This is a genomic window from Amycolatopsis sp. Hca4 (assembly GCF_013364075.1).
Classification (GTDB): domain Bacteria; phylum Actinomycetota; class Actinomycetes; order Mycobacteriales; family Pseudonocardiaceae; genus Amycolatopsis.
On record NZ_CP054925.1, the window covers coordinates 2979158 to 3003298 of the forward strand.

General features: G+C 72.2%; 25 protein-coding genes. 15 read left to right on the forward strand and 10 right to left on the reverse strand.

Annotated features, from left to right (window positions below):
- The first annotated feature begins 19 nt into the window (after positions 1-19).
- Positions 20-517 carry a MarR family winged helix-turn-helix transcriptional regulator gene (locus HUT10_RS12975; RefSeq protein ID WP_176171433.1) on the forward strand — a complete coding sequence of 166 codons (498 nt, stop codon included), beginning with the start codon at positions 20-22 and terminating at the stop codon, positions 515-517.
- On the opposite strand, the gene HUT10_RS12980 is transcribed toward HUT10_RS12975, so the two are convergent.
- From HUT10_RS12980 to HUT10_RS12990, 3 genes are read right to left on the reverse strand one after another with little or no spacing between them, the layout of a single operon-like run.
- Positions 507-968: a nitroreductase/quinone reductase family protein gene (locus tag HUT10_RS12980; RefSeq protein WP_176171434.1), complete on the reverse strand. Its 462-nt coding sequence runs from the start codon at positions 966-968 to the stop codon at positions 507-509. The two genes, HUT10_RS12975 and HUT10_RS12980, sit on opposite strands and share 11 nt — an antisense overlap.
- 14 nt (positions 969-982) lie before the next feature.
- Positions 983-1987: a zinc-binding alcohol dehydrogenase family protein gene (locus tag HUT10_RS12985; RefSeq protein WP_176171435.1), complete on the reverse strand. Its 1005-nt coding sequence runs from the start codon at positions 1985-1987 to the stop codon at positions 983-985.
- 4 nt (positions 1988-1991) lie between these two features.
- Entirely contained in the window at positions 1992-2588 is a 597-nt protein-coding gene (locus HUT10_RS12990; RefSeq protein WP_176171436.1) for an NADPH-dependent F420 reductase, read from the reverse strand.
- 148 nt (positions 2589-2736) lie between these two features.
- Here HUT10_RS12990 and HUT10_RS12995 point away from each other — a divergent pair, with 148 nt between their 5' ends.
- From HUT10_RS12995 to HUT10_RS13005, 3 genes are all read left to right on the forward strand, one after another.
- Positions 2737-3348 carry a TetR/AcrR family transcriptional regulator gene (locus tag HUT10_RS12995; protein ID WP_254896850.1) on the forward strand — a complete coding sequence of 204 codons (612 nt, stop codon included), beginning with the start codon at positions 2737-2739 and terminating at the stop codon, positions 3346-3348.
- A gap of 110 nt (positions 3349-3458) precedes the next feature.
- Positions 3459-4493 carry a 5'-methylthioadenosine/S-adenosylhomocysteine nucleosidase gene (locus HUT10_RS13000; RefSeq protein WP_176171438.1) on the forward strand — a complete coding sequence of 345 codons (1035 nt, stop codon included), beginning with the start codon at positions 3459-3461 and terminating at the stop codon, positions 4491-4493.
- On the forward strand, positions 4490-6826 hold the full coding sequence (locus HUT10_RS13005; RefSeq protein ID WP_176171439.1) for a cyclic nucleotide-binding domain-containing protein: 2337 nt from the start codon (positions 4490-4492) through the stop codon (positions 6824-6826). The genes HUT10_RS13000 and HUT10_RS13005 overlap by 4 nt, the downstream gene beginning before the upstream one ends.
- Before the next feature lies 1 nt (position 6827).
- Here HUT10_RS13005 and HUT10_RS13010 read toward each other — a convergent pair whose 3' ends face one another.
- Positions 6828-7541 (reverse strand): SDR family oxidoreductase, encoded by a 714-nt coding sequence (locus HUT10_RS13010; protein ID WP_176171440.1) that lies wholly within the window; start codon positions 7539-7541, stop codon positions 6828-6830.
- A 1-nt stretch (position 7542) separates the two neighbouring features.
- On the reverse strand, positions 7543-8418 hold the full coding sequence (locus HUT10_RS13015; protein ID WP_176171441.1) for a DUF427 domain-containing protein: 876 nt from the start codon (positions 8416-8418) through the stop codon (positions 7543-7545).
- 73 nt (positions 8419-8491) lie between these two features.
- On the opposite strand from HUT10_RS13015, the gene HUT10_RS13020 reads away from it, so the two are divergent.
- The 3 genes from HUT10_RS13020 (at position 8492) to HUT10_RS13030 (ending at position 11238) form a co-directional block, all read left to right on the forward strand.
- Positions 8492-9016 (forward strand): CGNR zinc finger domain-containing protein, encoded by a 525-nt coding sequence (locus HUT10_RS13020; protein ID WP_176171442.1) that lies wholly within the window; start codon positions 8492-8494, stop codon positions 9014-9016.
- 11 nt (positions 9017-9027) lie between these two features.
- Positions 9028-10695, forward strand: coding sequence for an MOSC and FAD-binding oxidoreductase domain-containing protein (locus HUT10_RS13025; RefSeq protein WP_176171443.1), 1668 nt, complete (start codon positions 9028-9030; stop codon positions 10693-10695).
- An 81-nt stretch (positions 10696-10776) separates the two neighbouring features.
- Entirely contained in the window at positions 10777-11238 is a 462-nt protein-coding gene (locus tag HUT10_RS13030) for a VOC family protein (protein WP_176171444.1), read from the forward strand.
- A gap of 73 nt (positions 11239-11311) precedes the next feature.
- Here the strand turns inward: HUT10_RS13030 and HUT10_RS13035 are convergent, their stop codons facing one another.
- Positions 11312-13267, reverse strand: coding sequence for an NB-ARC domain-containing protein (locus HUT10_RS13035; protein ID WP_176171445.1), 1956 nt, complete (start codon positions 13265-13267; stop codon positions 11312-11314).
- A gap of 77 nt (positions 13268-13344) precedes the next feature.
- Here HUT10_RS13035 and HUT10_RS13040 point away from each other — a divergent pair, with 77 nt between their 5' ends.
- A complete protein-coding gene (locus tag HUT10_RS13040) occupies positions 13345-14547 on the forward strand; it encodes a cytochrome P450 (protein ID WP_176171446.1) in 1203 nt (400 codons plus the stop codon).
- A 136-nt stretch (positions 14548-14683) separates the two neighbouring features.
- Entirely contained in the window at positions 14684-15199 is a 516-nt protein-coding gene (locus HUT10_RS13045) for a DUF2690 domain-containing protein (protein WP_176171447.1), read from the forward strand.
- An 84-nt stretch (positions 15200-15283) separates the two neighbouring features.
- On the opposite strand, the gene HUT10_RS13050 is transcribed toward HUT10_RS13045, so the two are convergent.
- Entirely contained in the window at positions 15284-16177 is an 894-nt protein-coding gene (locus HUT10_RS13050; RefSeq protein ID WP_254896851.1) for a helix-turn-helix transcriptional regulator, read from the reverse strand.
- 346 nt (positions 16178-16523) lie between these two features.
- On the opposite strand from HUT10_RS13050, the gene HUT10_RS13055 reads away from it, so the two are divergent.
- The 3 genes from HUT10_RS13055 to HUT10_RS13065 all read left to right on the forward strand — a co-directional run bounded on the left by HUT10_RS13055 (position 16524) and on the right by HUT10_RS13065 (position 19169).
- Positions 16524-16907 carry a hypothetical protein gene (locus HUT10_RS13055; RefSeq protein WP_176171449.1) on the forward strand — a complete coding sequence of 128 codons (384 nt, stop codon included), beginning with the start codon at positions 16524-16526 and terminating at the stop codon, positions 16905-16907.
- A 71-nt stretch (positions 16908-16978) separates the two neighbouring features.
- Positions 16979-18334: an AlkA N-terminal domain-containing protein gene (locus HUT10_RS13060; protein ID WP_176171450.1), complete on the forward strand. Its 1356-nt coding sequence runs from the start codon at positions 16979-16981 to the stop codon at positions 18332-18334.
- 19 nt (positions 18335-18353) lie between these two features.
- Complete coding sequence (locus HUT10_RS13065; RefSeq protein WP_176171451.1) at positions 18354-19169, forward strand: isocitrate lyase/phosphoenolpyruvate mutase family protein; 816 nt, start codon at positions 18354-18356, stop codon at positions 19167-19169.
- A 27-nt stretch (positions 19170-19196) separates the two neighbouring features.
- On the opposite strand, the gene HUT10_RS13070 is transcribed toward HUT10_RS13065, so the two are convergent.
- The 3 genes from HUT10_RS13070 to HUT10_RS13080 all read right to left on the reverse strand — a co-directional run bounded on the left by HUT10_RS13070 (position 19197) and on the right by HUT10_RS13080 (position 22151).
- Positions 19197-20267, reverse strand: coding sequence for a class I SAM-dependent methyltransferase (locus HUT10_RS13070; RefSeq protein ID WP_176171452.1), 1071 nt, complete (start codon positions 20265-20267; stop codon positions 19197-19199).
- A 99-nt stretch (positions 20268-20366) separates the two neighbouring features.
- A complete protein-coding gene (locus HUT10_RS13075) occupies positions 20367-21212 on the reverse strand; it encodes a hypothetical protein (RefSeq protein ID WP_176171453.1) in 846 nt (281 codons plus the stop codon).
- Positions 21213-21272: 60 nt separating this feature from the next.
- Complete coding sequence (locus HUT10_RS13080; RefSeq protein ID WP_176171454.1) at positions 21273-22151, reverse strand: AraC family transcriptional regulator; 879 nt, start codon at positions 22149-22151, stop codon at positions 21273-21275.
- 87 nt (positions 22152-22238) lie between these two features.
- Between HUT10_RS13080 and HUT10_RS13085 the strand changes: the two genes are divergently transcribed.
- Genes HUT10_RS13085 through HUT10_RS50905 form a run of 3 tightly spaced genes read left to right on the forward strand, consistent with a single transcriptional unit; the run spans position 22239 to position 24119 of the window.
- Complete coding sequence (locus HUT10_RS13085) at positions 22239-23156, forward strand: MBL fold metallo-hydrolase (protein WP_176171455.1); 918 nt, start codon at positions 22239-22241, stop codon at positions 23154-23156.
- Positions 23157-23196: 40 nt separating this feature from the next.
- Positions 23197-23928 carry a VOC family protein gene (locus tag HUT10_RS13090; RefSeq protein ID WP_176171456.1) on the forward strand — a complete coding sequence of 244 codons (732 nt, stop codon included), beginning with the start codon at positions 23197-23199 and terminating at the stop codon, positions 23926-23928.
- The gene (locus tag HUT10_RS50905; protein ID WP_254896852.1) at positions 23913-24119 is read left to right on the forward strand and encodes a hypothetical protein; all 207 of its coding nucleotides are present in this window, start codon (positions 23913-23915) and stop codon (positions 24117-24119) included. The genes HUT10_RS13090 and HUT10_RS50905 overlap by 16 nt, the downstream gene beginning before the upstream one ends.
- The last annotated feature ends 22 nt before the right edge of the window (positions 24120-24141 follow it).

Here is a 24141-nt window from a genome sequence, read left to right on the forward strand (position 1 = left end):
CGCAAGTACACTCCCCCGCATGCCTGCTCCGAAGGACCCCGAGCCCCGCTGGCTCACCGACGACCAGCTGGCGGCGTGGCGCGGGTTCGTGCGACTCCTGCAGCGCCTGCCCGCGGCGCTGGAAACGCAGCTCCAGCAGGACTCGAAGCTCAGCCTGCTCGAGTACCACGTCCTGGCGCACCTGTCCGACCAGCCCGGGCGCCGCCTGCGGATGAGCGAGCTCGCCACCCTGGCCACCACGGAGCTGTCCCGGCTCTCCCACCTCATCGGCCGGCTGGAGAACCGCGGCTTCGTCCGCCGCGAGCCGGATCCCGAAAACGGGCGCTACACGCTGGCCGTGCTGACCGAGGCGGGCCACGCCCACCTCGTCAGCGCGGCGCCCGCGCACGTGGCGCAGGTCCTCACTCTGTTCGTCGACGTCCTCACCCCGCACGAGCTGCGGACCCTGCACCGGATCTCCGCGAAGGTGCTCGACCGCGTCGAGAGCGGGCCGGCGGCGGAGCGGATCAGCTCCTGACGGGTTCGAGCAGGACCAGCGGGACCTCGCGGTTGCCCGTCTCGATGCTCCGGGCGCGCAGGCCGGCGAAGAACGGGTAGAGCTCGTCGGCGTAGGCCAGCCGGCTGTCCCGCTCGGCGCCTTCCGTGACGCGGGCGGTCATCAGCCGCCGGTCGGGACCGTCCTGCAGCTGGACCGTCGGGTGCGCCACGAGGTTGTGGAACCAGCCCGGGTTGCGGGCCTGGCCGCCGGCCGAGGCGCCGACGGCGTAGACGCCGTCCCGCTCGATGCGCATCAGCGCGACCTTGCGCAGCCTGCCCGAACGGGCGCCCCGCATGGTCAGCACGACGACGGGTTCGCCCGCCATCGTCGCGCCTTCGCGGCCGTCGGTGCGCTCGTAGAGCTCGACCTGGTCACGGGTCGCGGGGTCAGTGCTCGGGGCGTACTCGCCGTCGAGCAGATCCTTTGTCACGTCGGGATTTCCTTTCACTTCGATGGTACGTGGATGACGGTCTTGCCGATGGTCCGGCCGCTCTCGGCGAGCGTGTGCGCCGTCTTCATCGTCTCGGCGGTCAGGCCCTCGAGCGTGGTGGTGACGATCGGGCGCAGACGGCCCGCCGTGACGTCGTCCGCCACCCGGGCCAGGATCCGGCCCTGTTCGGCGACGTCGCCACCGGTTGTGATCCTGCTGAACACCGTTTCGCTGTGCAGCGACAGCGACTTCCCGATGAGAGCGCCCGGGTCGAACGGGCCGGCGAGGTCGATGGCGGCCAGGTGACCGAAGGGCCGCAGCACCTCGACGAGAGCGCCCAGGTGATCACGGGTGCCCGAAGTGGAGAACACCAGGTCGACGTGGTCGATCCCGGCGGCGCGCAGCTGTCCGGCCAGGTCGCCGCGGTGATCGATGACCAGGTCGGCACCCATTTCGGCGGCCCACTTCCGGGACTCGGGCCGCGAGGCCGTGCTGATCACGAACGCCGGCGTCGCGGCCTTGAGCAGCTGCGTGGCCAGCGACCCGACGCCGCCCGCGCCCCCGAGCACGAGCACGCGGCCGACACCGGGCGGCAGGGTGTCCTGGTCGCGGAACAGCGACTCCCACGCGGTGAGGACCCCGATGGGCAGCGACGCCGCATCGGTGAACGCGAGCCGGTCCGGGATCCCGGCGACGACCCGGTGGTCGATCGCGACGCGTTCGGCCCAGCCGCCGTCGCGGGTGATGTCGCCGGTGCCCATCACCCGGTCCCCCACCGCGAAGCCGACGGCCGCGGGCCCGACCGCGGCGACGACGCCGGCGAACTCCCAGCCGAGGATGACCCGGCCGCCGGGTTCGGCACTGCGGGTCCGGCGGATGGCGGCTTCGCCCGGGTTGATGCCGATCGCGCGGACCTCGACCAGCAGGTCACCGTCGCACAGCCGAGGTTCGTCGACGTCGGTCAGCTCGATGGCGAACGCGTCGAGCGGGTGCGCTTTTTCGTAGGTGAGCGCCTTCACGGCGTCAGTCCTGCTTCAGGGCGTGCAGCGCCGAGAGCGGGCCGCCGATCTGCATCAGGCGGCCGCCCTCGCGCAGCGTCCCGGCGTCGACCGGGGCGAAGCCGATCTCGTCGGCGACTTCGTGGAACGTGGCTTTGGCCGCGGCGTCGTCGCCGGCGTAGAAGAGCAGCTGCCGCCCTTGCGGGTGCCGGGGATCGGCCGCGATGAACTTCGCGTAGAGGGTGTTGAACGCCTTGACCACGCGCGCGCCCGGCACCCGGCTCGCGACGAACTCGCTCGCCGTCTCCACCCCGAGATCGGCGAGGGCCGGCGACATCGAATCCAGGTTGTTGGTGGTGTCGACCAGGATGCGGCCGTCCCACGGGGGCAGCCCGGCCAGTGCGTCGCCGACCTGCGGCCAGCGCACGGCGAGGAACACCACGTCGGCCGCGGCGGCCTCCTCGACCGTGGCCGCGCTGGCGAGCGGGCCCAGGCGGGTCACCACGTCGAGCAGCGTGTCCGGCCCGCGGCTGTTGCTGAGGGCGACCTTGTGCCCGGCCGCCACGAGGTGGCCGGCGATGGCCCGCGCGACCGTCCCGCCGCCGATGGTTCCGAAGTTCACGACCAACCCTCCCGGTTTTGATGACGTCTGACATCAAAATTAATGATGGCCATCGCCATCATTGACTGTCAAGCTCCGCCGTGGACACTCGTTTTGATGATGCGTATCATCACCAGGTGGCGGTGGTCCGCCAGGGAAGGTGGTCGACGTGCCCCGCATCACGCAGGAGCAGAAGCAGCTCAACCGCGAGAAGATCGTCACCGCGGCCGGCGAGGGGTTCCGGCTGCGCGGCATCGACGGCATCGGCCTCGAAGAGGTGATGAAGGCGGCCGGCATGACGCACGGCGGGTTCTACAACCACTTCGCCTCGAAGGACGATCTCGCCCTCGAAGTCCTGCACCAAGGCTTCACCGACTCGCTCGCGGCGCTCGACGCCATCCGCTCGGCACACCCGCGCTCGGCGCGCGCGGCCCTGCACGACATGGTCGACGGTTACGTCAACGCCGAGCACCGCGACCACCCCGAGGCCGGCTGCGCCTCGGCGGCCCTCGTCACGGACGCCGGCCGTCACGGCACGGCCGCTCAGGCCGAGTACCGGCGGGGGCTCGACGGCTACTTCGCCAAGATCACGGACATGCTGCTCGACCGCGCCCGCCAGTCCGGCACCGAGCTCACGCCCGCGGAAGCCCGCGAACGCGCGGTGGCGTTGTTCAGCCAGATGGTCGGGGCGCTGACCCTGTCCCGGGCCGTCGCCGACGCCGCGCCGGCGCTGTCGAACGAAATCCTGGCGGTCAACCGGAAGCAGCTCAAGAAGTACTGAGGAGCTGCGACTTCCGCGGGGAACTGGACAAAACCATGACACCCACGACGCTGTTCTCGACATCTCGCGTCGACCGCACCGTGACGTGAGGCAGGCGATAGTCTGGCGAGATGGCCGTCGCCCACGCCGACGCGGTGATCCTCACGGCGCTCCCCGAGGAGGACGCCGCGGTGGTGCGCGCTTTGGGCGACTGCACCGACCACTCGTGGCAGGGGCAGACGCTGCGCGTCGGCCGGGTGGGAGCACTGACCGTACTGGCGTTTCCGATGGGCGGCATGGGCAATGCGAGTTCCGCCCAGGCGGCAACGCTGGCCATCAGCGTCTGGAACCCCGCCTACCTCCTGCTGGTCGGCATCTCGGCCGGCATCGAGGAAGCCGGTGAGGATCTTCGTCTCGGTGACGTCGTGGTCCCCGACCAGATCGTCGCCTACGAGCGGGCGAAGGTGCGCCCCCACGAGGTAGAGCGGCGGTACGAGGTCGTCCAGCCGAGCTGGAAGCTCCTGCAGGCGGCGCGCGGGCTGGCGCCCCGCGAGTGGGCGCTGGACGTCGCCGCGTCACGGCCGGACGGGCACGGCGGCCGCGTCGTTCCGTGCGTGCATTTCGGCCCGGTGTTCTCGGGCGAAAAAATCGTGGCGGACGAGACCACCGTCCCGGAACTGCGGAAGGCCTGGCCGAAGGCCGTCGGGCTCGAGATGGAGGCGTTCGGCGCCGGGATCGCCGCCTACCGCGGCCACCCGGAGTTCCTGATGGTCAAAGCGGTCAGCGATTTCGCCGATCCGGCCAAGGGCGACGACTGGCACGCCTACGCCGCTGAGTCCGCTGCCCGGTTCGCCGTCGCGCTGCTGCGGAACGCGGCGATCCAGCCGGAACCGGAACGCCCGCAGGCCACGCCGGTTGCGGTTCCGCGCACCTTTCCCGGCACCGTGAAGATCCAGTTCTGCCGTCGCCTGCGCGACAGCTGGGTGGAACTGGCGGACTTCTTCGAGGTTCCGGCCCACGAAACGGCGCGCTTCCGGCCGGGCAACGAACCCCGCGACCTCTGGGAATGGCTGGACGCCCGCGGCAAGCTCCCGCTGGTTCCCGACGTGCTCGGCGAAGTCGGCCGGGATGATCTGGCCCGGCTCATGCGGGATGACCGGCCGTGAACGGCAAGGTGCTGCTGGAGTTCTACGGCCGGCTCGGCGAGAGCTGGGAGGACCTCGCGGACATCCTGGAGATCCCGGCGCGCGACAAGCGGGCCTTCCGGCCGGGCAACGAGCCGCGCCAGATCCGGGATTGGCTGGTCGACCGGGGCAAGGAAGACCTCCTGCCGGATGCGCTGAACAAGATCGGCCGGGAGGACCTGGCCCAGCTGCTCGCCGCCGATCGGGCACTTGCAGGCGGCCGCAGCTCGACCGGCAACACGGCAGAGCGTATCGACGATCCGGTGATCTCCGGGAATCCACCCGAAGCGGTGGAATTCGAAGAGGTCGCGGTGGTGTCCTGCGACATCCTCGGGCACTCCGCCACGAACGGCGGAGACCAGGTACGCCGGGTCACGGCGATCAACAAGATCGTGGCCGACACGATCCGGCGTTGTGCGGGAAGACAGGTCGTGTGGTCTTCCGGTGGCGACGGCGGCCATGTCATCTTCTTCGGCGAGAACTGGCACGTGGACGTCGTCCTGCTCCTGGGTGACCTGTGGTCGTGGGCCCACGACGAGGGCATCCCGCTCCGCATCACCGGCCACGTCGGCAAGGTCGCGACCATCGTCGGCGCCGACGACCGCGTGCAGGCCGTCGGCGCCGGGATCAACTTCGCCGGGTGGCTGATCCGGCAGGCCACCGGCGACGGCATCGTGGTGTCCGACGCGTTCCGGCGCGGGATCAGCTCGACCTTGATCGCTCTGAGCGTCTCCTTCCACAACGAACGTCTTCGCGTGGATCGCACGACCACCCGGCAACTGCTCTCCTTGATGTCTTTCGACGGCGTGTCGTCCAAATGGCCCGAAGGCGAACAGGACGACTACAATTCTCTGAAAGAGAGCCTCGCCGAGGGAAACGGCTGGGAAGCCCTCTACTACGCGAAGAGAATTTCGCAGATGAATGCTGCGGACGAGAAGATCGAGCCTTATCTCGAAGAGGCTTCGCGGCTCCTGAAGTCCGACACCCTCGAGAACCGGAGTTTCCTCGAACTGCTGAGACCGGACGAGCTGACCGCGATGTTGAAGCTCGGCCACCTGGTCGAACGCGCGCGCGGAGACATCATCTGCCAGGTCAACGACCCCGGCGAGTCCCTGTTCGTCATCCTGCACGGCGAGGTCGGGGTGTACAACCTGGAGGGCAAGGGGTACGGCGGCACGGCCGAGCCGAAGCACGTGCACCTGCCGGGCGAAATCGTCGGCGAACTGGCGACTGTCCTGAAGCGCACCCGGACGGCCGACCTGGTCGCGATGAGCGACGTGGCGCTCCTGTCGTTCATCGGCGAGGAGGTCCAGGACCGGTTCTCCAACGCGGACAAGGAAGCGGTCCGGGACGCCGCCCGGCAATGGCACCGGTTCCTCCTGGACCGCGTGGTGCAGCACACGATCCAGGTGGCGCGGTACCTCCTCGGCTCCGGCCGGCGCGGGCCGCTCAGTGTCGCTCCCGCCCTCAGTTCCCCGCGTGACAGCGGACTCGAGCCGTGGAAGGCGAACGTCCGCGCCCTGTTGCCCGAGACCGAACTCGTCACGGTGGCCGACGGGGGCCTCACCCTCGAGATCGCCCACGTGACGGCCGAACTGACCAAAATGGACCCCGAGCGCGGCGTGTTCATCCTGGTGTCGGGGAGCGTCCGGTCGCAGACGCCGGTCAAGGCGACGCTCTCCGGCGCCGAATGTCCCCTCCTCTGGGTCGACGTGCCCAAGGTCTTCGCCAAGCAGGCCAGCACGTACGAGCGCGTCGACGAGCCGATCATGGTGCTGTGGATCGGCGCCCGAGGTGTCGGCCGGCTCTCCCTCAAGCTGCGTCAAGAGCTTCACGAAACGCTCGAGAGCGCGGTGGGGCGGGTGCCACCCGAGTACGAATACGACGTCTACCTGTGTCACGCCGGCGAGGACCGGCAGGCCGTCCTGGAGCTCAAGAACCGGTTGTGGGCCGAGCACCGGATCAGAGCCTATTACGACGACATGGAACTGCAACCCGACGACTCGACGCGCAAAGCGATCGAAAAGGGGTTGATGACCGGCCGGTTCCTGCTCCTGTGCGCGACGGCGAACCTCAACGCCACCGAGTGGGCGAGCCGCGGCCTCGACTCGTTGCTCAACCTGGACGTCGATCGGCCGGGTGAGCCCCACGTCCTCGTGCTCAAACTCCACGACCACGAGAGTGTCGACGAAGCGATCCCGGAGGTGTTCCGGGACGCGAGACGGCAGTACTTCCGGCAGGACCGGGACTTCGAGGACCTGTGCGAGTACATCAGGTCCGCGCGCACCCCGCAGGACACCGGCGACGGCGAATAGCTCAGACGAGCGGCTCACCGCCGTCGACGGCAAGGAAAACCCCCGTCAGGAAAGAGCTTCCCAGCGCGAAGACGACCGCTTCGGCGATTTCTTCCGGACGTCCGATGCGCCGCGCCGGGCTCGTGGCTGCGCGGGCAGCGAACAACTCGGCCTTCCTCTGCTCGCCGAGAGCGTCGTAGGCCCCGGTGTCGACCGTGCCCGGCGAGATCGCGTTCACCCGCAGCGGCGCCAGCTCCACCGCCAGTCCGCGGACCAGCGCGTCCACCGCGGCGTTCGTGGCCCCGACGGCCGGCATGCCGGCGACCGCCTTCCGCGCGGACGAACCCGAGAAGAACACGAACGAGCCGTCGGCGGGAAGGCGTGGGGCGAAGTGCTTCGCCAGCAGCAGCGGCCCGAGCACCTTCACGTCGAACGACCGGCGCACGACGTCGTGCGCGAGTTCCGCCACCGTGCCACGGGCCCGGGCCGACGCAGTCGACACGACGTGGTCGACCCGGCCGAGCTCTTCGGCCAGTGCCCCGACAGCGGTCTCGTCGGTCAGGTCGACGTACGCGGTCTCGACACCCGGGTCGTCGTAGGCCTCGGCCAGCGCCGGCCGGTCCCGCCCGGCCGCCACGACCTGCGCCCCGGCCGTCCGCAGCGCCGACGTCACCGCCCTCGCGATGCCACTTCCGCGGCCGATGACGAGGATCCTGCGGCCCTCCACTGAAGCCATTTCAGTTCCCTCCCGGAACCGGCGAACGCAGCTCGCCGGGGTCGAGGCCCCGGTCGATGCCGTGCGGGGTGACCGTCTGGCCCGGTTCGAGCGCCAGCTTGCGGCCGTCGAGGGTCACGTCGACGAGATCCGGCTCGAACGACACGAACCCCGACACGCGCTGGACCTCGGGCCACGCCTCGGGGTACGACCAGGCGGCGCGCTTGCCCGGCCCGATGTCGAAGTAGCCGGCCAGCCCCTTGTACGGGCAGAACGTCTCGCCCTCGACCGGCGTCAACGCGGCGAGGTCGATGTCCTCGCGCGGCACGTACCAGCGCGGCGCGAACCCCGACTCGTAGAGCACGACCGGGCGCGTCGTCTCGGCGACGACGCGGTCGCCGTCGCGCACGACGAGGTGTCGCGACGTCTGCCGGATGTCGATGCGGTGGTACGGGTCGGCCGCGTGCCCGACGATCCGCTCGTCCTCTTCGTAGAACGCGTCCATCGCCCGCCAAGCGAAGGCGACGCGGTCGCGCAGCACGTCGGCGTGGCCGGGGAGACCGGTGTGGCGCCAGGCCGCGCGCGGTGCCTCGTGGCCGGCCACGCGCACGGTGAACCACTCGGCCGGGCCGAGCTCGCGGTGGGTCGTCGTCCGGTTCCCGGCCACCAGCACGTCCTCGCGGACGTCGGCGACCGGGAAGTACGCGACCGGGTAACGACCGGGTTCGTGCAGCAGGACGACGTCCTCGCTGTCGGCCACCCATTCGCCGCCGAACCGCACGCGCATCCGCCGCCGCAGCGGCTCGGCGAACAGCAGCCGCTCGGGCAGCGGCTGCTCGACCAGGAAGTGGCCCACCGCCCGCGCGGCCAGTGGTCCCTGCTGCCAGGCCAATCCCATGACGTCCTCCTAACCCTCAAAACTACGTTTCATGGTTAGACAGGGAAGCACCGGCTACTGTAACCTGTCAAGCATGAGTTTGGAGGTTAGGTTGGCGACGACCGACGAAACACTGCTGCTCGACCTGCTCAACACCACCCCGGTCCGGGACGGCCGGGCCGAAGACGACCTCGCCGACCCCCGGGCGGGCCGGGAGTGGCTCGCCGCCCACGGGCAGCCGGCCACCGACGACGAGCTCCGCACCCTGCTCGACGCCCGCTCGGCGCTGCAGGCCGCGGTACGCGGCGACACCTCCCCGGCGGCGGCTGCGCGGTTCGTCGACGGCGTGAGCTACCGGGCCGCTTTCGGCGACGACGGCGTCGAGTGGGTCCTCGACCTCCCGGCCGGCCGGTCCGCCGCCGCCCGTGCCACGCTGGCCTGGGACGCGCTCGCCAAGTCGAGCCCCGGCCGGCTGCGCCCGTGCGCCAACCCGGAATGCCGGCTGTTCCTGATCGACCACAGCAAACCCAACAGCGCCCGCTGGTGTTCGATGGCCGTGTGCGGCAACCGCATGAAGGCCCGGCGGCACTACCGGCGCACCCGGACCGCCGCGGACTGAAGGAGACGACCATGGCCCGCTTGGTGTCACTGAGCGTCGGACTGCCCCGGGACGTGCCCTGGCAGGGCCGGACCGTCCACACGGGAATCTTCAAGCACCCGGTCGACGGCCGCCGCATGGTCCGGCGGCTCAACATCGACGGCGACGGCCAAGGTGACCTCGGCGGCCACGGCGGCGAGAACCGCGCGGTGCTCGTCTACCAGCGCGAGTCCTACGAGCACTGGCGGCGGTTCCTCGGCCGTGACGACCTCGAGGACGGCCAGTTCGGCGAGAACTTCACCGTCGACGGCCTGCCCGACGACGAAGTGCACATCGGCGACCGGTACCGCATCGGCGAGGCCGAGTTCGAGGTCACCCAGCCGCGCGTGACGTGCTTCCGCGTCGGGATGCGCCTGGGCGAGCCGCGGATGCCCTCCCTGCTGGTGGCGCACCACCGGCCCGGCTTCTACCTGCGGGTCATCACCGAAGGCCACGTCCAGGCCGGCGACGAGATCGTCCGCACCCGGACCGGCCGGCACGAACTGAGCGTCGCGGACGTCGACGCACTCCTCTACCTGCCCGGCCGCGACCGCGAAACGCTGCGCAAGGCCCTCGACATCCCGGCGCTCAGTCCCGGCTGGCAGGGATCGTTCCGGGACCTGCTGGCCGAGGAACCACCGGCGGCCCGCGGCTGGAGCGGGTTCCGGCCGCTGCGCGTCACCCGCGTGGTGCCCGAGAGCACGACCGTGGTCTCCCTCCACCTGGCCGCCGAGGACGGCGCGCCGCTCCCCCGGCCCGAGCCGGGCCAGTACCTCACCCTGCGCGTTCCCGGCGCCGGCGACCCGGCACCGGTCCGCAGCTACTCACTGTCGGCCACGCCCTCGGACCGCGAGTACCGCATCAGCGTCAAACGGGACGGCGTCGTCAGCAGCTACCTCCACGCGCGGCTGGCCGCCGGCGCGGTCGTGGACGTCGCGGCACCCCGGGGCGAGTTCGTGCTGACCGAGGACGACCGTCCCGTCGTCCTCGTCTCCGCGGGCATCGGCGTGACGCCGGTCCTGGCCATGCTGCACGCCCTCGCCGCGAACCGGACGGCACGGGAGGTCTGGTGGCTGCACACCGCCCGGACCGCCGCCGAACACGCGTTCGCCGGTGAAGCGCACCAGCTGCTGGCGAGCCTTCCGCACGGCCACGAGCACGTCCACTACACCGCGGAACACGGCCGGCTGACCCGCGAGACACTGGCGGACCTGCCGGTCGACGGCACGGTCTACCTGTGCGGACCGGACGCCTTCATGACGGCCACGCGGGAATCCCTGGTTTCACTGGGTTTCGACCCGGCGAGGGTCCACAGTGAACTGTTCGGCGGCGTGTCCGCGATCAACCCGGGCCTCACCGGCGTCGTCCGCAAGCCCCCGCACCTCCCGGACGGCGCGACCGGACCGGGCCCCGCGGTCACGTTCGCGCGGAGCGGGCTCACCGTGCCGTGGAGCGACCGCTACCCCAGCCTGCTCGAGTTCGCCGAAGCGTGCGACGTACCGACGCGCTGGTCGTGCCGCACCGGCGTCTGCCACACCTGCGTGACCCCGGTGCTGTCCGGCCACGTGCGGTACGACCCCGACCCGCTCGAACCGCCGGCGCCGGACGAAGCCCTCGTCTGCTGCGCCCGGCCGCAGGACGACGTCGTCCTGGACCTCTGACGGCGGAATCGAGGACCGCAGCTGTCCGCATCCGGTGGCAAGGTGGGTCACCTCAGCCCGACGACCAACGGAGCCACCTCGATGAGCCGACACGTCCAGATCACCTTCGACGCCCACGACCCGCGAGCGCTTTCGGCGTTCTGGCGCGAGGTGCTGGGCTACGTCCACCCCGCGCCGCCCGGGGTCGAGCTGCCCGCGGGCGCCGATCCCTTCGCCGCGTGGGACGAGTTCCTCGAGCGGGTCGGGGTGCCGGAGGAGCGGCGCACCAGCAGCTCCGCCGTCGAAGATCCCGAGGGTGCGGGGCCACGCCTGTTCTTCCAGCAGGTGCCGGAGGACAAGGTCGCGAAGAACCGGGTCCACCTCGACGTCCGCGCCGCACCCGGCCTGGAGGGCGACGAGCGGATGGCGGCGCTCGAAGCGGAGTGCCGCCGGCTGGTCGCCCTCGGCGCGACCCGGGTCCGCCGCTCCGAGCCCGAGCCGCCGCTGAGCGCCGGGTTCATCGTCATGACCGATCCCGAAGGCAACGAGTTCTGCCTGGATTGACCCGGTCAGAGCCGAGCTCGCCGGCTGACCGATCCCCAAGGAACAAGTTCTGCCCGGACTGACCGCGGTCCGGTCACCCGGGCTGTCCGTGGAGCCGGGCGAACAGCTCCGTCGCCTCCGCGGCCCGGGCTTCGGCTTCCTCGTCCCGGCCCAGCGCGCGCAACGGCAGGACCATCCGGTCCAGGGTGCCGGCCACGTGCCGGAGGTAGCCGTGGGCGCGGCGCAGGGCGAGCGCTCGCTCGTAGTGCTCGACCGACCGGGCCGGGCGGTCGGCGTGGTACTCGATGTAGCCGAGGGTTTCGCGGCCGGACGCCTCGCCTTCCGGGTTGGGGTGCAGGGCCAGCGCGGCTTCGGCGAACGAGCGGGCCCGGTCGAGGTCGCCCTGCCGGGCCGTGAACCAGGCGACCGCGTTCAGGGCGTGGGCTTCGCTGATGGTGCCGCCCCCGAGCTCCCGCGACAGGCGCAGGTTCTCCTCGGCGTGCCGCAGGGCCCCGGCGTTGTCGTCCTGACGGCCGAGCGCCCAGGCGAGGGCGCGGTGGGTGTGCGAGAGCTGGTAGAGGTCCCCGGACCGCTCGGCGAGGATGACGGCTTCCCGCAGGTGGACCAGGCCCTCGGATCCCCGGTGGGCGCGGGTGAGCGCCTCGCCGAGGCGCCGGTGGGAGGTGATCAGGGCCGGACCCGACGTCCGCGCGCGGAGGGCGAGCCCCCAGGTGCGGACGTCGGCGTCGGGGTCGTCACGCCGGTGGTGGTAGGTCGTCAGCGTCCGCGCCAGGTGCCAGACGAGCTCGCCCCACCCGTGCGCCGCGGCGACGTCGACCGCGGCGAGCAGGCACTGGTGTTCCGCGTCGAACCAGGCCAGCGCCGCGTCGATGCCGCCGGGTGCCTCCGGCAGGCAGCCCGGCGACAGCGGCGGCAGCACCGCGGGCGCGCCGAACGGCTGGAGCAGGCGGTCGGCCGCGTGGGCGGTGTGCAGGTAGTGGTCGAGCACGCGCCGCGTCGCCTCGACGTCCTCGACGCGGACCTCGGCCCGGATCAGGTCGTGCAGCCGGTAGCGGCCACCGGCTCCCCTGTCCAGCAGGCACAGGTGCTCCAACGCCGGCAGTTCGGCCACCGAGCCGACCAAACTCGCCACGGCGGCGCCGCCGATGTCCGGGCCCGGTGCGGCGGCGAGCAGCCCGAGGACGTGCGACTGCGTCCCGGTCAGCGCCCGCAGCGACCACGACAGGACTGCAGGCACGCTGGTGGCCGGGTCTTCGTCGTCGAGCCGGCCCAGCTCTTCGGCGATCCGCGCCAGCGGCAGTTCGGGAGACAGCTGGCCGCGGCTCGCCACGATCGCCAGTGCGAGCGGCAGTCCCGCGCAGCGCTGCACGATCCGCCGCGCGGCCGCGGGATCCGCGGAGACCCGGTCGGACCCGAGCCGCGCGACCAGCAGCTCGTGGGCCTCGGCGTCGCCGAGCACGCCGAGTCCCAGGTGCCGGGCGCCGTGCCGGGTGGTCAACGAGCTGAGCCGACGACGGCTGGTCACCAGCACCGTGCCCACGGACCCGCCGGGCAGCAGCGGCTCCACCTGCGCCGCGTCGAAGGCGTTGTCGAGGACCACCAGCAGCCGCTTGTCCGCGGTCAGGCTCCGGTAGAGCGCGACCTGGGCGTGCGGATCGGGTGGGACGTCGACGGCGCCGAGAGCGTCGAGGAACCCCCGGACGGCCGCCGCGGGCGCCATCGGCGGGTCCGGCGAAAACCCGCGCAGGTCCACGAACAGCTGGCCGTCGGGGAACCGGTGGCGGTGGGCGTGGGCCCACTGCACCGCCAGCCACGTCTTGCCGATGCCGCCGATCCCGGCTATCGCGTGCACTCCGGGCCCGTCGGCCAGGCCGGCCAGCTCGCCGGCCCGGCCCACGAAACGCGCCGGCGAGGCGGGCAGCTGCCGAGGCGCCGGCCGTTCCCGGGCGATGACGACCGTCCCGGCCTGCACGACGGTCCCCGTCACGTCGCCGTTGACGACGTTGCGCACCCCGGGCCGGTCAGGCATACCACCAGGATGCCCCGGCGGGAAAGCCTTGCCCAGCGGCCTTTACAGCCCGGCGGGAACCGGATCACACTGGCGCGATGGCAGCGCCCGGCCGACCACCGCTGTTCCCGTTCGACACACCGCCCTCCACCGATCCGGCCGCCGAGGCGATCCGGCTGCTGCACACCGACCCGGTGCCCCGGGTCCGGCTGGCGAGCGGGCACGAGGTCCGGCTGGTCACCCGCTACGGCGACGTCCAGCGCGCGCTGGCCGACCCCCGGATGAGCCGCGCCGCACTGGCGACACCGGACGCCCCCACCATCGTCCCCGGCCTGCAGTCGCCGGACATGATGCCGAACATGGACCCGCCCGACCACACGCGGCTGCGTCGCCTGGTGGCCAAGGCGTTCACCGCCGGCACCGTGGAACTCCTGCGGCCGAGGGTGGAGACGATCGCGGCCGGCCTGCTGGACCGGATGCTGGCCGCCGGACCGACGGCGGACCTCGTGAGCGCGCTGGCCGAGCCGTTGCCGGGCATCGTGATCTGCGAACTGCTCGGCATCGCCCGCGACGAGCGCGGGCCCCTGCTCGCCTTCATCGAAGCCATGTCCATCACCACCGCGTTCGACCAGGAGACGTTCGCGGCGACCGGCGCCGTCGCCGCGTCCCACCTGCTCGGGTTGATCGAGCGCAAGCGTCACGATCCCGGCGACGACCTGCTCTCCGAGCTGACCCAGGTGCACGACGAGGACGGCGACCGGCTCAGCGAAGCCGAACTGCTGATCACCGTGATGCTGCTGGTCGGCGCCGGCCAGGAGACCACCACGGCGCAGCTGGCCAAGTCGGTGCTGCTGCTGTCCCGCCACCCGGACGAGTGGAGCCGCCTGGTGGCGGAGCCGGACCTGGTGCCGAACGCGGTCGAGGAACTGCTCCGGGTGGTCGCGCTGGGACACGCCGGCCAGCCGCGCATGACCCGCGAGGACGTGGCATTCTCCGGCCGGACGGTCGAAGCGGGCACGACGGTGTTCCCGGTGGTGAACGCGGCCAACCGGGATCCGGCCGTCTTCCCCGACCCCGACCGGTTCGACGTCACCCGGCGCGAGGCGGCCCGTCACCTGTCGTTCGGCCGGGGTGCGCACTTCTGTCTCGGCGCGCCGCTGGCGCGGATGGAACTTCAGGTCGCGTTGCACGCTCTGGTGACGAGGACGCCCGGGCTGAAGGTGGCCGAGCGGGACGACGAGCTGGCGTGGCAGCCCGAGAGCCTGACCCGAGGACTCCGGCGGCTCCTGATCACGTGGTGAGCGCCGGAGAAGATCTTCGGCCGGGCGAGTCCACAGTGCACCTGTTTCCGCTCACGGCAAGGGCCTCGACGTACGCCGGGTGGGCTGGCAGCCTGGCGCCCTCCGGCCCCGAGACCACCTGTGGAGAGGAAAACCGATGCGAAGAACGAAAGTGATCGCCGTCCTGGTCGCTTTGCTGACCTCGCTGTTCGTCAGTACACCGGCACAGGCTTCCCCGGACGACTGGTGCGGCAGCGCGTGCGACAACGAGAACCCCAACACCTTCGTGGTGCACCCGCCGGGCGGGCCGGCCAACTGGTACAAGTGCTCCGGCGACGCGCGGACGGTGGACGCGATCGGCCCGAACGAGAACGCCGATCTGGCGTTCTGGGGAGTGACGATCCAGCTGCGGTACAGCCCGAGGTGCCGGACCGTCTGGGCGAGGGCGTTCGGCCTCCAGCGCAGTGACACGTTGTGGGTCAAGAGAAACCCGAACACGTCCTACCAGGACAGCTCGTTCGACGTGGAGTACCCCTACAACACCGACTACCTCAACGGGGCGAACTCCATGTGGTCGATGATGCTCAACGACGCCGACCAGTGGTCCGTGGCCTGCTTCACCCCCCGCGCTCACGGAACCGCGCACCACATCTGCACCCGCAACCCGTACTGACCCCCCTGGCCGGACCGGTCCTGGCCGCAGCCGCCGGCCAGGTTCCGGGCGGCCGCGTCGCGGTCTCGACGCCGAGCGCCGTGGTCATCCGGCGGACCGGGACGCCGTCAGCGCACCGGATCCGAGGAGGGCCGCGCCCAGCGGCGTCTTGGTGTGCAGCACCGCCACGCCCTCGCGGCAGGTCGAGATGAGCCCGGCGTCCCGGAGCACCCCCGTGTGCCGGCTGACGGACGACAGCGACGTGCCGAGCCGGTGCGCCAGTTCGGTTGTCGTCGCCCCGTTGCCGACGGCCATCAGCACCGCGGCGCGGGTGGAGCCGAGCAAGGTCGCCAACGCCCGGTCCGAAGAGCGGCTTGCGGCCAGCGGGCACTTCCAGACGTAGTCGTGGTTGACCGGGTACACCAAAGTGGGACGCAGGCCGGGGTCGGCCAAGGCCATCGGTACGCGCCGGCAGAAGTACGACGGCACCAGCAGCAGACCGCGGCCGCCGAGACGCAGGTCGCGATCGATGTCGTAGTGGACCTCCAGCACCGGCGGTCGCCAGCGCATCAGCGGCCGCATGCTCAGGAGCAGCCCTTCGACGCCGCTGTCCAGCAGCACTCTGGACCGGTGGGCCCGATCGAGCTCCATGGCCGCGTCGATGCAATCGCTGTGCGGCTCGATCGCCACCCGGTGGTAGGCCGCGAGGGCGTCACCGAGGTTTTCCAGCAGTTCCGCGTCCCCGGCGGCCAGCGAGTGCACCCACCCGGGCAGCGGCGCGCTCGCCGACAGCAGCTGCAGCTCCCGGCGCAACCGGCTGCGCGGTGTGGCACGGATGGCGTCGATCGCCGGTTTCAGCCCCAGCGCGCCCTCGGGAGGCGTGAGGAAGTCGGGAAAGTACGGGCCGAGCGGGCTCAGCGTGCGCAGGATCTGCAGTCCGGCCTTGATTTCCCTGACCTGTTCGGCACCGCGTACCCGCCGTACCCACGGCTCGAACACCGGTTTCCTGTCCCGTTCGTGGAGCCGGAGCCGGCTGAACACCATCTCCCAAACCGGATCGACGCCACCGGCCACCCGAGTGCGAGCGAGGTCCTCGGGTTCGAAGTGAATCCGCAACATCGTCTGCCTCCGCGGGGAGGCCGCGTCTCCCCGGGCGAGCTCTCCCAGCAGGTCCATCGGACGGAGCGGCCGCCACGTTTCAAACCGCAGGCCACGCCGCCGACGATCCCGCGTGACCAGCGGGTTTCCGCTCAGGTGCAAGGGAATGGCCGGTCACGGAGCACCGGTCCATGCTGGGCTTCGTGGCGGTGCGCCACCAGAGGCCGAAACAGCCGGAGGGAGAACAATGAAGAATTTGCCGAAGATCGCGCTCACCACGGCCGGGATCGCCGCACTCGGCCTGGCGGTCGGCGCCCCGGCGGCAGCAGGGGAAAACCCCTCGGCGGGGAGTGCGACCATCCTCGCCGGTTGCGGAGCCCAGTTCGACGACGTCACGGTCGACGGCGGCCAGGCGGCGTGGAACCTGGTCTGCGCATCGGGCGGGATCACCATCGGCGGCTGGGTGAAGGACACCAAAGCGGACGGCAAGTGCGCCTACATCAAGGCGTTCGCCGGCAACGGCGAGAGCCGGGTTCCGCTCGCCAAGGCGTGCCCCAAGAACACCGTCACCCAGTTCAGCTGGCGGGTCGAGAACTCCAACGAAATCCGCGCGTACTTGTTCGTCGCGTAGCCCGGAACGGGGAACGGTCATGTCCGGATCCGGCTAGCGCCGGCCGCCCCGGATCCCCTAAACCTGAGGGCATGACGACTTTCTCGGCCGTGGTCACGACGGGCATCTACTGCCGTCCCGGGTGCGGGGCGAAGCCGCTCGCGGAGAACGTGCAGACGTTCGAGCTGGCCGCCGAGGCCGAGGCGGCGGGGTTCCGGGCCTGCCTGCGCTGCCGCCCGTACCGCGTGGCAGGCCCGGTCGCCGCCGACGCGCCGGAGCTGGTCTGCCGCGCGGTGCAGCTGATCATCGCCGGGGTGCTGGACACCGGGACCGAGGCGGCCCTCGGCGCGCGGCTGGCGGTGTCGCCGCGGCACCTGCGCCGGCTCTTCCGGGAGCACCTCGGCGTGACGCCGGACGGGCTGGCCCGCTCGCGGCGGGCGCACTTCGCGCGCCGCCTGCTCGACGACTCCGACCTGACCGTCGCCGACATCGCGTTCGCGTCCGGGTTCGGCAGCCTCCGCCAGTTCAACCGGGACATGAAGCTGGTCTTCCGCGCCTCCCCGGTCGAGTTGCGCAACCGGCGCCGCAAGGCCGACCGGCTCGCCGCGGACGGCGGGCTGGTGATGCGGCTGCCGTTCTCGCCGCCCCTGCACTGGGAGGCGCTGAGCGCGTTCCTGGCCGAGCGCGCGGTCCCCGGCGTGGAGTCGGTGCGGGACGGCGTCTACCGCCGCACGATCAGCCTCGACGGCGAGGCGGGCGTCATCGAGGTGACGCGCGGGGGCGACGACCACCTGCTGCTCACCGCGCACATGCCGTTCTGGGAAGGCCTCATCCACGTCGTCGACCGCGTCGGGCGGGTGTTCGGCGTCGACGCCGACCCGGCACCGGCCGAAGCCGCGCTCGCCGCCGACCCGGTGCTCGGCCCGCTGCTGCGCGCCCGGCCCGGCCTGCGGGTGCCCGGGGCGTGGGGGCCCTTCGAGATCGCCGTGGCGGCCGTGCTCGGCCAGCACAGCGGCCGCACGCGGGTGCGGCGGCAGCTGGCCGGGCTGGTCGAGGCGGCGGGCCGGCCGGTGCCGGGCCTGGAACACGGCCTCACCCACCTGTTCCCGTCGGCCGCGACCCTGGCCAAGGCGGACCTGACCGGGGCCCGGCTGTCCGCGGCGACCGAGCGGACGCTGCGCACGTTCGCCGCCGCGGTGGCCGCCGACGAGCACCTGCTCGACGCGAGCGCGAGCCTGGCCGGCTGCACCGCGGCGCTGACCGCCGTGCCCGGCATCGAGCCGACCACCGCCCAGGCGATCGCGCTGCGGCTGGGCCACGCCGACGCCTTCCCGGGGCTCACCCTCGGGACGGCGTCGCGCGGACTCGACCCCGCCGCCTGGCACCCCTGGCGCGCCTTCGCCGCCACCCACCTGATCGCCGCCGGTGTGTCCACATCGGCCGGTTGACCACCGAGAAGGAGAACGGATGTCCACGAACCGGCGGGAACTCGCCGAGGAACTGCGTGCCCTGCACGAGGGCACGCTGGTGCTGCCGAACGCCTGGGACGCCGCCAGCGCGGCCCTCATCGCGCGGGCCGGCGCCCCGGCGATCGCCACCACCAGCGGCGGGGTCGCCTGGTCCGCGGGACGCCCCGACGGGCACGGCCTGACGCGCGAGGAGATGGCGGCGCTGGTCGCGCGGATCGTCCGGGTCGTCGACGTCCCGGTGACCGCCGACATCGAGGGCGGCTACGACGACGTCGCGGCCACCGTCCGCGCGGTCGTCGAAGCCGGCGCGGTGGGGATCAACCTGGAGGATTCGACCGCCCCCGGCGGCCCGCTGTTCGACGCCCCGGCGCAGGCCGAGCGGATCCGCGCCGCCCGCGAAGCGGCGACGGCGGCCGGCCTGCCCGAGCTGTGGCTCAACATCCGCACCGACGTCCACCTGTTCGGCATCGGCGCACCCGAGGGCCGGCTGGACGACGTCCTGACCCGCGCGGGCGCCTACGCCGCCGCGGGCGCGGACAGCCTCTTCGTGCCCGGCCTGGTCGACCTGGACACGCTCGAGGTACTGGTGAAGGAGAGCCCGCTGCCGGTCAACGTCATGGTGTGGCCGGGCGCGCCGACGGTCGCGGAGCTGGCCGCGATCGGCGTCCGCCGGATCAGCGTCGGCACGGCGATCGCGCAGGCCGCCTACGCCGTCGCCCAGCGGGCCGCGGCCGAACTGCTCGAACACGGCACTTACACCGCTTTGGAGGGCGGTGTCGACTTCGGCGCGATCAACAGCGCGGTGTCCGGCTGAGTTCGGCACCAAGGCTTTCCCGGACGGCTAACCGGCGTCCCGGCGGGCCACCACCCGGTAGGCGTTGGACCACCCGCGCCGCCGGACGAGCGGCGCGGTGATCCGGTCCACGAGCGAGGCCAGCACGAACACCGGCACGCACGCGACGAACGTGGCTTTGCGCAGGATCCGCCGCCACCGTGCCGGCGGGGTGGCCCGCCACGGAAGGTCCTCCCCGGCGATGGTCAGCGCGTTGACCACCATGAGCGCGGCGGCCAGCACGTCGATCGCGGCGTGCGGCTCGCCGCGCTGCTCGGCGACCACCGTGAACCCGTGGGCCGCCAGCTCCGCGCGGAGGTTGCCGATCGGCATCAGGTTCAGGTGCTGGGGCTGCAGCCACGGCATCCACCACCGGCCGAGCACCCCCGCCCAGCGGCATTCCGGATCGGGCAGCTCGATCGCCAGCAGGCCGCCCGGCCGCAGCACCGTTCCCGCCGCCGCCAGCTCTCGCCGGGGGTCCGTGGTGTGTTCGAGGTAGTGGTACATGCTGACCACGTCGTAGCGCCTGGCGAGGTCCTCGGCCAGGTCCACGAACGAGCCCTGGTAACCGGTCCGGATCCGGCCCTCCCGGCGCGCCAGCTCGACCGCGTCGCCGAGGTCGAGACCGTCGAACGCGACACCGGGCAGCACCGCGGCGGCTTCCTGGCAGAAGTGCCCGTGTCCCATGCCGACGTCGAGCCACTCGCCCGCGGCGCCGGTGTCCCGGACCAGCTCGGCCCGGGAGCGGTAACCCGCCCGGTTGCTCTCGAACATCCCGGTCATGTTCTGTTCGCCGAGCCCGTCGTAGCAGTCCCGGTAGTACAGCTCGAGCCCGGCCGGGTTCAGCCGCGGGTTCTGGAAGACGTGCCCGCAGTCCCGGCATTCGTCGAGCACGAACCGGCCCGGCTTGTGCTGCAGCAGGTCCGTCGTGCGCACCCGGGCACTGAGTGCCTCCGAGGCACACCACGGACAGCTGGTGCGGCGGGGCTCGAAGAACCGGTCCACGCCACCGGCCAGGTCAGCCAGGTAGGCCGGACGGCGCAAGGCGACCGGATCGGCGGGGACGTCGTCCTCGATCATGGAGGCGGAGCCTAGTGCGCGGACCACCGTGCGGTGCACCGTCGAACGGACGAACATGGCCTTGAGTTCCGCACTGGCTGCAGTCCACAAGGGACTGGTTCACGCGGCGGCCGTACTGGGCTCCGTCCGGTGGGCGGCCGCGTAGTGCGCGGTGCCGATCGCCCCGGCGACCGCCAGGACGAACCCCGCCACCGCCGCGGCGGTGAAGCCCTCGCGGACGCGGTCGTTCAGCACCACCACGCCGATGAGCGAAGACACCGCCGTGTTGGTGGTGAACATGATCGCGGTGACCGCCGTCGCCCGGCCGCGTTGCAGGGCCATCGCGAACGCCACCGCCGCCACCAGCCCGTTGGCGATCATCGCCCACAGCGCCGGTTCCAGGGCGAGGCGCCAGACCGGCCCGGACACGTCGAGCGTCCGCGCCGCGACCCCGACGGTGCTGAACCCCAGCCCGGCGCAGAACCCCAGCACCATCGGCGTCCAGCGGCCGTCCCCGCGCTGGGCGGTGAACGCGATCGCCGCGATCACCACCGCCACCCCCACCAGCAGCAGTTTCCACCCGGGCGGCAGCAGGCGCGCGGGGCCCGGATCCGCGGACAGGCCGAGCAGGACCAGCCCGGTCGCCCCCACCCCCAGTGCGGCCCAGCCGGCACCCGCCAGCCGGACGCCGAGGATCGCGGAGATCGTCGCGGTCACGCCGACGCTGAACGCCAGGACCGACTGGACGAGGAACAGCGGCAGGCGGTGCAGGGCGGCCGCGGCGAAGACGAACCCGAGCAGGTCGACCCCCACCCCGAGGAAGTAGAGCGGCTGCCGGCGCAGCGCGACCAGGTCCTGGGGTGAGCCGCCGAAGGCGCCGGCCCGCCGGACCCCGGCCGACTCCAGGATGGAGCCGCTGCCCGAGGCGATGGCGGCCAGCACGGCGAGGACGTATCCGAAGAGCACCGCCCGAGTGTGCCAGCCCGGCCACAGCCGGCCCGGCGGCGACCCCGGCACCGGCGGCGATCAAGTCCGGTCGCCGCCCCGGAAACCGCCCGGTGCGGCACCGAAGTGGCGCTTGAAGGCGTGCGAAAACGCGAAGGACGAGGTGTAGCCGACCTTCGCGGCGATCGACGGCAGCGCCAGGTCGGTCTCCTGCAGCAGCCGGGCCGCCGTCGTGAGCCGCCACCAGGTCAGGTACGCCATCGGCGGACGGCCCGTCAGCGCGGTGAACCGGCGGGCCAGGGTGGCCCGGGACAGGCCGACCCTGGCGGCCAGGTCTTCGATCCGCCACGGCGCTTCGGGGTGCTCGTGCAGGGCTTCCAGCGCGGCCGCGACCTCCGGGTCCCGCAAGGCCTGCGGCCAGCCCGTGCCCGGGTGGTCGGCCAGCCAGGCGCGGATCAGGTAGACCAGCAGCACGTCCAGCAGGCCGGTGAGCACCGTGGCCGAGCCCGGCCGCCGCTCGCTCACCTCGCCGCCGAGCAGGTCGATCGCCGCGCGCAGCTCGGGGTGGCGTCCGATCTCGGCCGGCAGGTGGACCAGCTCCGGCAGGCCGGCGAGCAGCGGGTGCCGCCGCGCGTGGAACAGCCGGTACTTGCCGCAGAGGAACTCCGTGCGGCCCGCCGGCTCGGCCACCGCCGTCTCGAACGGCACCGCGCCGGCCGCGTCCGGCGTCGAGGAGAGGACGTGCGCGCGGCCGTGCGGCACCAGGACCGCGTCACCGGGGGCGAGCGCCACCGGTTCACCGTCGTCCGGGAGCAGCCAGCCGCTGCCGCGCAGCAGCACGTGGAAGCCCGCGCCGTCGTACGGCGCGAAGCGGTAGCACCAGTCCGGACCGGCCTGCAGCCGGTTCGACGTCGGCTGCCCGACCCGCACCGCGGCGATCGCGTCACTCAGCACGTCCACGCCGACAGCGTAGCGCTGAGACGATCGAGCATCAGGGCGAGCAGTTCACGCATGGAAACGCTCAGCCGGGCGTCCTAGCGTGGCGGCATGCACATCGGCGAAGTCGAAGTCACCAAGGTCGTCGAGTGGCAGGGCGAGATCGCCCCGGCGCGGACGATCATCCCCGGCAGCCCACCGGAGCTCTGGACCGGCAACGCCGGCTGGCTCGCCCCCGACCACTGGAACCCGGAGACCGGCGGCTACCGCGGTGCGGTGCAGACCTGGGTGCTGCGCAGCGAAGGCCGGGTGATCCTGGTCGACACGGGCGTCGGCAACGACCGGAACCGGCCGCAGATCCCCCTGTTCGACCACCTCGCAACCCCGTTCCTCGAGCGGCTGGCCGCGGCGGGCGTCCGGCCGGAGGACGTCGACGTCGTGGTCAACACCCACATCCACTACGACCACGTCGGCTGGAACACCGAGCTCCGCAATGGCGACTGGGTGCCCACCTTCCCCCGCGCGACCTACCTCATCCCCCGCGTCGACCAGGTGTACTTCCACCCGGCCAACGCCCACCGCCGTCCCGCGCCGCGCACGCCGCACGAGCAGCTCCGCCGCGAAGGCAGCCTGCTGGTCTACGCCGACAGCGTCGCGCCCGTGCTCGGCCGGGCCGAGCTGTGGGAAGACGGCCACCGCATCGACCGGAACCTGACCCTCGAAGCCGCCCCGGGCCACACGCCGGGCTCGTCGGTCCTGCGCCTGTCGTCCGGCGGCCAGCGGGCGGTGTTCGTCGGAGACCTGCTGCACAGCCCGGCCCAGATCGTGGCCCCGGAGCACAGCAGCTGCTTCTGCGAAGACCCGCGGCGGGCTGCCGGCACCCGGCACGCGGTACTCGAACGCGCAGCCGATACCGGCGAGCTCGTCGTCCCCGCCCACTTCGCCGGGCCGGGCGCGGCCGAGGTCCGTCGCGACGGCAGCCGGTTCGCGGTCCGCCGGTGGGCCGGGGAGGACTTCCGCACGGCATAATGATTTGCCGCCGCCTCGAGACCGTGTCTACCTTCCGGTGATGCGACTGCTGGCGGTGACCTTCGAGACCGACGACCCGGCCGCAGCGGCCCGCTTCTGGGCCGGCCTGCTCGACCGGGAGCCGATCGAAGACTTCGGCGGTCTGCTGCTCCCCGGCGACGACACCCAGCTCGGCCTGCGGTTCGTCGCGGGCCGCCCCGGCCGGCTCGGCTCGAACCGGATGCACCTGCACCTGACCAGCTCCGACCTCGACGACCAGCGGCAGACCGTGGCCACGGCGATCAAGCTCGGCGCCCACCACCTCGACGTCGGCCAACGACCCGAGGAGACGCACGTCGTCCTCGCCGACCCGGCGGGCTACGAGTTCTGCGTGATCGAGCCCGGCAACGACTACCTCGCCGGGTGCGGCCCGCTCGGCGAACTCACCTGCGCCGGCTCCCGGCAGGTCGGCACGTTCTGGAGCCAAGCGCTGGGCTGGACACTGGTGTGGGACCGTGGCGAGCAGACCGCGATCCAGTCACCGCACGGCGGCACGAAAATCGCTTGGGACACCTGGGACGGCACTCCGGTGACGCCGAACCAGCAGCGCTTCGAACTGCTTCCGGACGACGGCGACCAGCGCGCCGCGGTCGACGAACTCACCTCCCTCGGCGCCACTCGGCTCGACACCCGCGACGACGGCATCGTCATCCTGGCGGATCCGGACGGCAACGGGTTCTGCGTGCGGCCCGCGGGGGCAGCGGCGGCGAGCAAATCATGTTCGTGCTGGTAGGTGGCTGGCCCGGAGCGGGCAAAGGCACGCTGGCGGCCGCACTCGGGCCGCGGCTGGGATTGCCCGTACTGGCCAAGGACGAGATCAAGGAAGCGCTCGCCGAAGGCCTCGGGCGTCCCCGGACGGTGGACGAGTCGCGGCGGCTGGGGCGGGCGGCCGTCCTGGCCGCTCTCCGGGTGGCGCGTCGCTGAACCGGGGCGGTCATCGACAGCA

Excerpts from the sequence above, each read along its gene's own strand:
- HUT10_RS50905 (WP_254896852.1), top strand. The coding sequence starts at position 23,913 with ATGTTCGTGCTGGTAGGTGGCTGGCCCGGAGCGGGCAAAGGCACGCTG.
- HUT10_RS13040 (WP_176171446.1), top strand. The coding sequence starts at position 13,345 with ATGGCAGCGCCCGGCCGACCACCGCTGTTCCCGTTCGACACACCGCCC.
- HUT10_RS13000 (WP_176171438.1), top strand. The coding sequence starts at position 3,459 with ATGGCCGTCGCCCACGCCGACGCGGTGATCCTCACGGCGCTCCCCGAG.
- HUT10_RS13065 (WP_176171451.1), top strand. The coding sequence starts at position 18,354 with ATGTCCACGAACCGGCGGGAACTCGCCGAGGAACTGCGTGCCCTGCAC.
- HUT10_RS12975 (WP_176171433.1), top strand. The coding sequence starts at position 20 with ATGCCTGCTCCGAAGGACCCCGAGCCCCGCTGGCTCACCGACGACCAG.
- HUT10_RS13045 (WP_176171447.1), top strand. The coding sequence starts at position 14,684 with ATGCGAAGAACGAAAGTGATCGCCGTCCTGGTCGCTTTGCTGACCTCG.
- HUT10_RS13010 (WP_176171440.1), bottom strand. The coding sequence starts at position 7,541 with ATGGCTTCAGTGGAGGGCCGCAGGATCCTCGTCATCGGCCGCGGAAGT.
- HUT10_RS13035 (WP_176171445.1), bottom strand. The coding sequence starts at position 13,267 with ATGCCTGACCGGCCCGGGGTGCGCAACGTCGTCAACGGCGACGTGACG.
- HUT10_RS13015 (WP_176171441.1), bottom strand. The coding sequence starts at position 8,418 with ATGGGATTGGCCTGGCAGCAGGGACCACTGGCCGCGCGGGCGGTGGGC.
- HUT10_RS13055 (WP_176171449.1), top strand. The coding sequence starts at position 16,524 with ATGAAGAATTTGCCGAAGATCGCGCTCACCACGGCCGGGATCGCCGCA.
- HUT10_RS13090 (WP_176171456.1), top strand. The coding sequence starts at position 23,197 with ATGCGACTGCTGGCGGTGACCTTCGAGACCGACGACCCGGCCGCAGCG.
- HUT10_RS13030 (WP_176171444.1), top strand. The coding sequence starts at position 10,777 with ATGAGCCGACACGTCCAGATCACCTTCGACGCCCACGACCCGCGAGCG.
- HUT10_RS13025 (WP_176171443.1), top strand. The coding sequence starts at position 9,028 with ATGGCCCGCTTGGTGTCACTGAGCGTCGGACTGCCCCGGGACGTGCCC.
- HUT10_RS13070 (WP_176171452.1), bottom strand. The coding sequence starts at position 20,267 with ATGATCGAGGACGACGTCCCCGCCGATCCGGTCGCCTTGCGCCGTCCG.
- HUT10_RS13060 (WP_176171450.1), top strand. The coding sequence starts at position 16,979 with ATGACGACTTTCTCGGCCGTGGTCACGACGGGCATCTACTGCCGTCCC.
- HUT10_RS13020 (WP_176171442.1), top strand. The coding sequence starts at position 8,492 with ATGAGTTTGGAGGTTAGGTTGGCGACGACCGACGAAACACTGCTGCTC.
- HUT10_RS13085 (WP_176171455.1), top strand. The coding sequence starts at position 22,239 with ATGCACATCGGCGAAGTCGAAGTCACCAAGGTCGTCGAGTGGCAGGGC.